At 56.7% G+C, this 9,037-nt stretch carries 8 protein-coding genes and 1 pseudogene; 3 read left to right on the top strand and 6 right to left on the bottom strand.

Going from position 1 to position 9,037, the window contains the following annotated elements; translation table 11 throughout:
• Nucleotides 1–44: 44 nt before the first annotated feature.
• From KZO25_RS10230 to KZO25_RS10205, 6 genes and pseudogenes are all read right to left on the bottom strand, one after another.
• Nucleotides 45–317: pseudogene (locus KZO25_RS10230) on the bottom strand (sodium:calcium antiporter); the annotation flags it as partial.
• Nucleotides 318–586: 269 nt separating this feature from the next.
• A complete protein-coding gene (locus tag KZO25_RS10225; protein WP_223136873.1) occupies nucleotides 587–1,000 on the bottom strand; it encodes a hypothetical protein in 414 nt (137 codons plus the stop codon).
• A gap of 357 nt (nucleotides 1,001–1,357) precedes the next feature.
• Nucleotides 1,358–1,792, bottom strand: a complete 435-nt coding sequence (locus KZO25_RS10220; RefSeq protein WP_223136872.1) for a hypothetical protein — start codon at nucleotides 1,790–1,792, stop codon at nucleotides 1,358–1,360.
• A gap of 111 nt (nucleotides 1,793–1,903) precedes the next feature.
• Nucleotides 1,904–2,761 carry a hypothetical protein gene (locus KZO25_RS10215; protein WP_223136871.1) on the bottom strand — a complete coding sequence of 286 codons (858 nt, stop codon included), beginning with the start codon at nucleotides 2,759–2,761 and terminating at the stop codon, nucleotides 1,904–1,906.
• A gap of 351 nt (nucleotides 2,762–3,112) precedes the next feature.
• Nucleotides 3,113–4,264: an IS91 family transposase gene (locus tag KZO25_RS10210; protein WP_223136870.1), complete on the bottom strand. Its 1,152-nt coding sequence runs from the start codon at nucleotides 4,262–4,264 to the stop codon at nucleotides 3,113–3,115.
• Nucleotides 4,257–5,114 carry a tyrosine-type recombinase/integrase gene (locus tag KZO25_RS10205; protein ID WP_223136869.1) on the bottom strand — a complete coding sequence of 286 codons (858 nt, stop codon included), beginning with the start codon at nucleotides 5,112–5,114 and terminating at the stop codon, nucleotides 4,257–4,259. Before KZO25_RS10205 ends, KZO25_RS10210 begins: the two co-directional genes overlap by 8 nt.
• Nucleotides 5,115–5,622: 508 nt before the next feature.
• On the opposite strand from KZO25_RS10205, the gene KZO25_RS10200 reads away from it, so the two are divergent.
• The 3 genes from KZO25_RS10200 to KZO25_RS10190 all read left to right on the top strand — a co-directional run bounded on the left by KZO25_RS10200 (nucleotide 5,623) and on the right by KZO25_RS10190 (nucleotide 9,012).
• Nucleotides 5,623–6,063: a LexA family protein gene (locus tag KZO25_RS10200; RefSeq protein WP_223136868.1), complete on the top strand. Its 441-nt coding sequence runs from the start codon at nucleotides 5,623–5,625 to the stop codon at nucleotides 6,061–6,063.
• Between the two features lie 2 nt (nucleotides 6,064–6,065).
• Nucleotides 6,066–7,337, top strand: coding sequence for a Y-family DNA polymerase (locus KZO25_RS10195; RefSeq protein WP_223136867.1), 1,272 nt, complete (start codon nucleotides 6,066–6,068; stop codon nucleotides 7,335–7,337).
• A gap of 484 nt (nucleotides 7,338–7,821) precedes the next feature.
• Nucleotides 7,822–9,012: a tyrosine-type recombinase/integrase gene (locus tag KZO25_RS10190; protein WP_223136866.1), complete on the top strand. Its 1,191-nt coding sequence runs from the start codon at nucleotides 7,822–7,824 to the stop codon at nucleotides 9,010–9,012.
• Nucleotides 9,013–9,037 lie beyond the last annotated feature (25 nt).

Here is a 9,037-nt window from a genome sequence, read left to right as displayed (position 1 = left end):
TTCAGAGTCTAACAGCCGCTGAGGCTCCATCTAGCTTGACAGTGGGGGGTTATCAGCGCGCACAAACCTAGAATCAGCAATATATTGCCAATATTGCTCCCCACAACGTTACCGATTGCGATGTCTGGCCGCTCACTCAAAGCCGCTTCGATTGAAACAACCAACTCTGGAGCAGACGTACCGAAACCTACAATCAGCAACCCGCTGAGCAAAGGTGAAATCCCCAGTCGATTTGCAGCAGCCAGTGAACCTCTGATAAGCGCCTCACCGCCACCTGTCAGAAGCAAAACCCCGATCGCGACAAGCAGCAGGTTCAACAAAGTTTTAGCCTCAAGGTTCGGTATTAATAAGAAATTTCTGAATTTTCATGAAATAACTAACGGCAATGACCATGCCTGCTGCCTTTTCCTGAATGTCATTTTTGCGTCATAAGCAGAAAATTGCCTTGCATCAAGCATAGGCGAACCTTCCACTTTCGGCCAGAAGCGGACGATGAACATACGCTTGTATATGTTATTTTCATCTCGCGGTACATCTTAAGTCAGTCGAAGCTGCAACCGAAAAACTGTCACGGCGCTTGGCTTGATTAGGAGGGAGCGGTACCACCATTAATTGCGCTACTAATGGCAATTGATATGAGAGTGCTTAAAGCCTCTGAAGTTTTCGACTTAGTAAAGCTTGCGAATCTCTCACCTATAGACTCACTCCCCTCCAGCGAACTCGGTACTTGACGGAGTGCTTCCAACCCCTTTTCACTAAGTACCACCTCAACTTCGTAACCGCCAAGTGTCGTATAGTCATTAACAATCCAAATATAGCCAGCTGTTTCTAGCCACTTAACAGTACTTTCAAAATATTCTGGAAAGTTAAACGCCCCTTCCTCGTCGCTCTGATCTATTACTTTTTCCAGAAATTTCGCCGCATCGAGTCGATAAGGAACCGGAAACTCTTCGTACAACGTCCCGAAAAGTAAAGCGACCAACCTGTTGAACTTTTCCATTTAACTCTCCTTAAAACTAACTAGACTAGACTTTCAATTCGCTTATTCGCTGGTCCACACCGACACCTTAGCTCTAGTTATTTCGAGCATCGCTCACGCACGCAGCCAATCATAAAAGAATAAAAACCATATACTGGAAATGAAGTGCGAATAACCCTATAGGCTGGATGATATTGATAAACTATCATGCAACTTGTCCCTACACCAGCTATGGATTGCCAACTGCCTCCGCAACTCCATCAGCATAGGCTGAAATTCACCATTCGGCCAAGAGCGGTCATTGGAAATATCCTAATGTAGGACGACTACAACACTTGATCTGAAAAGCGTAGCTTATCCGTCAAGCGATTACTATTATTAGCAATTTTCCTTTTCAACATTTAAAATATCAATCCCTACTGTCTCGTACCGCGCAAAAACACTACCGCTTTCATCGTTCCAATTTTTTGGCATTTTTGACCTTAGACCCGCAGCATTTAATTTTTTGTCTTCTTCTTTTGTAATGGCGCAAATCACATAGTACTTATTTATTACATTTATTATATTCTCATTCGTCAACTGATCTAAAGAAAGAAGCTTATCCATTACTATTAAATGCGGAACAACATGCTCATGAATCACATCCTTTCGTTTCAAACCTTTTGCCTTAACCGATCTACAGAAATTTATACCTGAAACCTCATCTAAAGCATAACGCACATACTGTGAATATACTCTTTTTGGATCTCCTACTTGAATATGATCTTGAGCATTAAGAATAACCCTTCTTATACACTCTATTTTCTGTTCCATGGTTCTCATTCTTGATACCTAACGCGTGAGCTCAGGTGACGTTTGAGGCGAGGCGTGCTTTTGCGATAGCAAAAAGTGCGTGGCGGATCAAACGTCACCTGCAGCAATTTTTTAGCCGGCAACTGCACTGACGTTCTCACAGACCGAAACTCCGAGCATGTTTCTAAGGCCGACCAATGAACGAGGAAAGTTTCCGCCAAGTGCGAGAATTGCCCTAGCGTTCTGGGGCTTCCGCTCCACAGACTGCCGAGCATCCAACACTGCAACATACTTGATGCACTGGTATAGCCCTCTGACGATCTCGGCCTCCCCGGACGAAGCGGGCTTAACTTCAACTGCGACTTGCTCAGCCCCCTTTTGAAAAAGTACATCTATTGAGTCACCGGACGGCAACGGATGCTCCTCCTCACCGTTTCCGAAAGCTGCGGAAATCCCCACTGATTCTGGATGTGTGCAGATGAACTCCTTTAGCGCTTTATGCTCGGGCCCCTCACCGCCATACCCCCGGGCTGCTTTAGTTTGGAGATTGTTGTAATCAGACGCATCTGGTTTGAGCCCGAAATATTTGAGCACCTCAGGCCAGTGCTTGTAGGAATATATTTTGGTCAGCTCTGCTTGAACCAACTCCCGTTTCTGCTTCATTGGTAGTTTTTTGTACGTCTTTAGATCGCTCAAAAACCACGCAATTCCCTCGCCTGGTAGGCGGGTGGTCTTGTTCACAACCAAGCACTGAACAGGTGGGACTTCTTCCTCCCAATCCTCAGCAAGATTGCCAAGGGCAGTTCCGATGCTTCCGAGGACATAGTTCAGATTGCGTGGATTTGGCATTGCCAGTTCATCTGCAAGATCCTCATACGTAATCGGAGTACAAGCAAGCGCCTGCCTTACAAGAATTGGCAAGGCCTTACGCGCTCGTTTCTGATACAGCTTGTCACCTGATAGCGGTTCTGCGATTTCGGCTGTCTCCATACCTTTCCCCCTTGACGGCTAACTGTTCAGCATTTGTTCGCTGTGCGCAGCATGGCGAATAAATGCCTGTTGGACTAAGCCGCCCGTCAAGCTGCTGCGCCGCTTCTATAGGGTATTGTATTGGCCGCTGCGCTGCCTGGGCAGATAGATCGCTCGGCCGCAGTGCCCTGGTGACGTGTATAAACAATGTTCGTGATCACTATGCCCATCTTTTCCCGACCCAATTTACCCCAACGTAACGCGCCGACTGGCCAAAAGCCATCGCCAGAACGAGTGCCGCCACGGCCCGCTAGCGGGCCGGATCGTCGAGTCCATTGTCTGGCCCGATTCCGTGGTATGTCTGGCGTTACCTCATGCTCGATAGCGTTGTCCCCTGTGGTTGGGTGGTCGACCGAGGGGCGGCCGCTGAGGCGTAAGGGCCCCGGTGGCGCGCAGTGTCGATCGCCGGCAGTGCGGGCAGGTGTAGACGCGATCTTCGTCGTTGGTGGTAGTAACGGCCTCCGGTGCCGTCTCCGCCACCATCAGCGCTTGGCGGATCTGGGCCAGTCGTCGTCGCCGGCAGCGATTGGCCAGAAAGCCGTAGTGACGGACCCGCATCAGCCCCTTGGGCAGGACGTGAAGCAGGAAGCGGCGCACGAACTCTTCGCCATCAAGAACGAGCCGTTTGTGGCGGTCACGGTCACGGTAATCCTTGTAGAGCAGGGTGACCTGGTGGTCGTCCACGGCGAGGATGCGGGCGTTACTGATGGCGATCTGGCGCGTGTAGCGTGCCAGGTAACGGACCACGGCCTGGGTGTGCTCGAGGCAGTCCTTGCTGTAGACCACCCACTCGGTGGCCATCAGGGCATTGAGCTGGTGATCCACGTCACCGGGCCGGGTGACCCGGTGGAGCTCGCCGGCGGTAGCCGCCCGGCGCAGGGCGCTGACCATGTGACCGCGAAAGTGGCGCGATAGCGCCCGCACCGGGAACAGGTAATGGCTACGCGCACCATGCCAGCGGCCATCGTCGCCCAAGGCTCCGCCAGGAACCAGGCAGTGCAGGTGCACATGCTGGCTCAGGTTCTGGCCCCAGGTGTGGAGCACGGCACTCATGCCCATGTCGCCGCCAAGGCGCTTGGGATCGCGACCGAAGGTGCGCAGCGTCTGCCAGGCGCTCTGGAACAGCAGCCGGTGGATCACCTCGGGATGCAGCTGAACCCAGCCGTTGAGGCGGTGGGGCAGCGTGAACACGACATGGTAGTAGCGCACCGGCAGGATATTCGCTTGCTGACGCTCGGCCCACTGGTGCATGGCGCGGCCCTGGCACTGCGGACAGTGGCGATCACGACAGCCGAAGTAGTGCGGCTGGGTGTGGTCGCAGTCCGTACACGTGAGGATCATGCCGCCCATCGCCTCGGTACGACACGCCAGCAGGTGATGGCATACCCGGCGGCGTTGACGATCGAGGCTGGCCAGGTCAAGAAAGCGCAGCAAGGCCTGTTGGAGGGTGGCGGTCTTAGCCATGCCCCACCTCCAGGGACGCGACCAGGTCGATAGGCGCCTGACCGGCCCCCTGCTGCCCCGGCAGCCAGTGCATGTAGCGCATCGTGGACTGGACGCTGCGGTGGCCCAGCAGACGCTGCAGCTGATGCACCGGCAGCCCCTGTTCCAGCACATGCGTGGCATAGGCATGACGCAGGCTGTGGATGCCTCCGATGCGCTCGACACCGGCCAGCCGCTTGGCCTTGCTAAAGGCCCTCTGTGGCGCACTCAGATGCAGCGCACGATCCGGGAACAGGGCACTCGGAAACAACCAGGTCCGCGGTCGATAGGCTCGCCAGTAATCGCGCAAGCGATCGATCAGGGTCGCCGTGAGCAGCACCATACGGTCTTTGGCGCCCTTGCCCTGGGCCACACGCAGCTGACCGCGCTGGCTGTCGATGTCGCTGACCCGCAGGTGGCAGACCTCGCTCACGCGCAGTCCGCAGCCATAGCACAGTTCGAGCATCATGCGATGCTTGGGGTTGTGGCACGCGGCCAGGATCCGCCTCACCTCGTCGCGCGTCAGCAGCTCTGGAATCCGCTGCGGTGCCTTCGGCACCACCAGCGATACCTCCACCGACGGCCAGTGCAGCACGTGCAAGTATAGGAAGCGCACGCCATGCAGGTAGACGCGGCAGCTGGCGGCGGACAAACCACGTTCCTGGACCAGATGGTGGAAGAAGTGCTGCAAGTCGTCGGTGCTCAACGTGTCAGGCGACCGATGGAAGTAGCACGCCAGGTCGGTGATCACCATCAGGTAGGTCGTGTGGGTACGTTGCGCAAAGCCACGCTGACGCATGGCCTCGATCATCTTCTGTCGTAAGGCAGTCATCGTCATCACTCCTGTTCTCTGACCCACGTGGGTCAATGAACAGTGTGGTGCGATGGGGCGAAAGACAGGATGCGACGACAGCTACCGCGAAGCGGTTTAGTTCAACAGGCATTAGGCCGCACGCTTGATATTCCACCTGAACGCGCACGCACGTTCAATAATGTTATCTTGCGCGCTCGCCCATCTCTTATATTATTGAAAACACTAGAAATTAAGTAATATTTTGAAACGTAGCACCGATCATCGTGCCTGCTGCAGATCCCCAATGAACGAGCATGCTGCCTTTTCCGGCATGTCCGCTTTGGGTCGTGAAGCGACATCCCATCTGAAGCGTTCAGTGTTTCGATCATGGCATTTATTCTTAGGATTCTAATGTCCCGTCACCCTAGCATTTTCATCACTAGCTTGCCCATGCTCAGCGAGCAACCGTGAAAGGCAGGCCTTGGCAGGAGCCGTGCCACAGCTGATACTGTACATAGATACAGCATACAGAGAGAGGCACCATTCCATGCAACCCAATACCCCCTATCGCGCTCATCCCGCGCCGCCACCATTGGCACTACCGTACCCGCTAGCCCTCGGCCGCGCTGGGCTGTCGGGCTTTCCCAGCCCAGCCCAGGACTACGAGGGCCGCACGCTCGACCTCAACGAGCACCTCATCAAGCGCCCCGCTAGCACCTTTTTCATGGGCGTCACTGGCGACAGCATGGACGCCTTCGGCATTCACGACGGCGATACCCTGGTCGTCGATCGCTCCCTTGACCCGCGCCCCGGGCACATCCTGGTCGCCCTGGTCGAGGGCGAGATCACCATCAAGCGCTACCAGCAGATCGGCAACCGTCCCTACCTCTGCTCGGGCAACCCGCGCTACCAGCCCGTCGCCCTCACCGACCTCGACTGCCAGGTGTGGGGCGTGGTCCGCTCCGTCATCCACGAATTCCAGGTGTAGCCATGATCGGCCTTATCGACTGCAACAACTTCTACGTCAGCTGCGAGCGCGTCTTCAACCCGCGCCTCAATGGCCGCCCCGTGGGCGTCATGTCCAACAACGACGGCTGCGTCATCGCCCGCAGCAACGAAATCAAGCCCCTGGTCGAGATGGGCGCGCCTGCCTTTCAGCTGCAGCACCTGGTGCGCAGCGGCCAGATCCACCTGCTTTCCTCCAACTACGAGCTCTACGGCGACATGAGCCGCCGCGTGCAATCCGTGCTCGAAGAGTCCACCCCCGAGGTCGAGCCCTACTCCATCGACGAGATGTTCGCTCACTTTCACGGCTTCACCCCCGCCGCCCTGCTCGAGCACGCCCGGGAGCTGCATCACAAGGTGCGCCGCTACACCGGCATTCCCGTCTGCGTCGGCATCGCCCCCACCCGCACCCTGGCCAAGCTCGCCAACCGCGCCGCCAAGAAGATCGACGGCTACGGCGGCGTCTGCGTGCTCAACGCCGGCAGCGCCGAACTCAAAGGCATCCTGCAGCGCACACCCCTAGACGATATCTGGGGCGTCGGCGGCCGCCTGCGCGAACGCCTCGCCGTCATGGGCCTGCGCACCGCCTGGGACCTCGCCCAGCAAGACCACAAAGCCATCAAGCGCAAGTTCAGCACCACCCTCGAGCGCACCGTGATCGAGCTGCAGGGCAAGCCTGCCATCGACATGAATGACCCCAACGAAGGCCGCCAGCGCATCATGACCTCGCGCTCATTCGGCCGCCTCACCGAGAACAAGGCCGAGATCCACCAAGCCATTCGCCAGCACGGCCAGCGCAGCGCCGAAAAGCTCCGCAGCCAGGACAGCCTCGCCCGCGCCGTCATGGTCTTTCTCAAGACCAACCGCCACCGGCCAGACCTGCCGCAGTACTCCCCCAGCGTCGTCGTCGAGCTCGCGCACCCCACCGACGACAGCCGCGAGATCCTCCACGCCGCCAGCCACGCCCTCGAGGAGATCTACCGGCCCCACTACCAGTTCATGAAAGCCGGCGTCATGCTGCTCGACCTGGTCGATGCCAACCGCCAGCAACTCTCGCTACTCGATACCCCACAAAGCGAGGCCGAGCGCGAGCGCAGCCACAAGCTCATGGCCACGCTAGACAAGCTCAACCAGAAGATGGGCCGCGGCACAGTGAAGTTGGGTACCCCAAGCCCGGGCGCTGCCTGGCACTTGCGCTGTGCCCATCGAACGCCGCGCTGGACTACGCGCTGGGAAGAGATACCCAAGATAAGCTGAAGCCCTACGCTGATCATCCAAGGCGCTGTGGCCAACGTGCCTCCGCAAGACCGGATGGGGTATGCCCTGAAGAGTGGAAGTGGTGGTTTGCAGAAAGGAATTAACGGGATACAGAAAGAATGCACTCAATGCAGAAGGCTGAAATCAAGGCGGGGACGGGCTCTCGAAGTGAGTCAGGCGCAGCTCGATTGTCCGAGAGGCTCCAGGAGAGTTCAGGGGAAGCCAGGAACAAAGTATGGGCTGGAGTATGGGCTATTGAAAGATGTAAAAAGAAAAAGCCTCTGAAATCAGCGGCTTATCTATATTCAGTGGCGGAGGGGGAGTCCGTTATCTTAGTTTCCCAGGATGTCCTGAAAGCTCTACTCATCCATTTAATATCAGACACTTGTATTGCATCAACGTCCCGCAAGGTCTATCGTAATCCTATCATCTTGGGGGACCATTTGGGGGACCAGCATTCCCCTGCCATGGAGAAAGGGCAGCGATGGCAATACACAAACTCAGTCCACGCAAGGTCGCCACAGCAGGGCCTGGCAAGCATGAGGATGGCGGCGGCCTTCGTCTGGTAGTCTCAGGGGGCGGAGCAAAGAAGTGGGTGCTCCGATTCACGCTGAAGGGCAAGCGCCGTGAGATGGGGCTGGGAAGCTTCCCTGACACCGGCCTGGCTGATGCTCGTCGCAAGGCTGAGCATTACCGTCGTCTCGCCAAGGACGGAGCCGACCCGATTCAGGCACGAGATGCAGAACAGCAAGAGACCTCTACGCCAACCTTCACGAGTTGCGCTGCTCGGTACATCCAATCCCACCGGCGCAGTTGGCGCAATGCGAAACACGCTCGACAGTGGGTCAGCACGCTGAAAACATACGCTCGCCCGGTAATTGGCAATATGCCAGTGGACGAGATCGACACCCAAGATATCGTATCGATTCTCAATCCTATCTGGACATCGAAGACAGAAACAGCCAAGCGGGTACAGGGGCGAATCGAAAACGTCCTGGACTATGCCGCAGCTCACAAGTACCGCGATGAAGCCAATCCTGCGCGATGGCGCGGCCACTTGGACAAGCTGCTGGCCAAGCCCTCCCGGGTCAAGAAGGTCAGCCACCACCCCGCTATGCCATACGATGAAGTTGCTGCCTTCATGGCCGAGCTTCAGGGCAATACCAGCATTTCCTCCAAGGCGCTGCAGCTACTGATGCTGACAGCGACACGCACCTCGGAAGTCCTACGCTCGGAGTGGCCAGAAATCGACCTCGACAATGAGACCTGGGCGATACCAGCCGATCGCATGAAAGCGCGCCGGGAGCATAGGGTTCCGCTATCCACCCAGGCTGTGTCACTGCTTTCCGACCTGCCGCGGGTGCAGGGTAACCCATACGTATTCCCTGGGGCACGGCTCGGCAGGCCCCTGTCGAACATGGCAATGCTGCAACTGATGCGCGGCATGGGGTATGGCGTCGGTGGCAATTGTGGAGACTATGTACCCCACGGCTTCCGCTCGAGCTTTCGCGACTGGACCGGGGAGGTCACCAGCTACCCCCGTGATGTGGCCGAAATGGCGCTGGCTCACACCATCGAGAACAAGGTGGAGGCTGCATACCGGCGTGGCGATCTGTTCGAGAAGCGGCGTGCGATGATGCAGGAGTGGGCTAACTATATAACGAAAAAAGCCTGATAAGACAGCAGGGGTTCTCCTGCTG

Origin of the sequence: Halomonas sp. ANAO-440, assembly GCF_019915905.1 — a bacterium.
GTDB lineage: Bacteria > Pseudomonadota > Gammaproteobacteria > Pseudomonadales > Halomonadaceae > Halomonas > Halomonas chromatireducens.
Note: the sequence above shows the minus strand (reverse complement) of the source record. Positions and strands in the feature narration are given on the sequence as shown.

What these genes read in the sequence shown, in the direction of transcription:
- KZO25_RS10195 (WP_223136867.1), top strand. Translation starts at nt 6,066, where the DNA reads ATGATCGGCCTTATCGACTGCAACAACTTCTACGTCAGCTGCGAGCGC.
- KZO25_RS10210 (WP_223136870.1), bottom strand. Translation starts at nt 4,264, where the DNA reads ATGGCTAAGACCGCCACCCTCCAACAGGCCTTGCTGCGCTTTCTTGAC.
- KZO25_RS10220 (WP_223136872.1), bottom strand. Translation starts at nt 1,792, where the DNA reads ATGGAACAGAAAATAGAGTGTATAAGAAGGGTTATTCTTAATGCTCAA.
- KZO25_RS10190 (WP_223136866.1), top strand. Translation starts at nt 7,822, where the DNA reads ATGGCAATACACAAACTCAGTCCACGCAAGGTCGCCACAGCAGGGCCT.
- KZO25_RS10200 (WP_223136868.1), top strand. Translation starts at nt 5,623, where the DNA reads ATGCAACCCAATACCCCCTATCGCGCTCATCCCGCGCCGCCACCATTG.
- KZO25_RS10205 (WP_223136869.1), bottom strand. Translation starts at nt 5,114, where the DNA reads ATGACTGCCTTACGACAGAAGATGATCGAGGCCATGCGTCAGCGTGGC.
- KZO25_RS10215 (WP_223136871.1), bottom strand. Translation starts at nt 2,761, where the DNA reads ATGGAGACAGCCGAAATCGCAGAACCGCTATCAGGTGACAAGCTGTAT.
- KZO25_RS10225 (WP_223136873.1), bottom strand. Translation starts at nt 1,000, where the DNA reads ATGGAAAAGTTCAACAGGTTGGTCGCTTTACTTTTCGGGACGTTGTAC.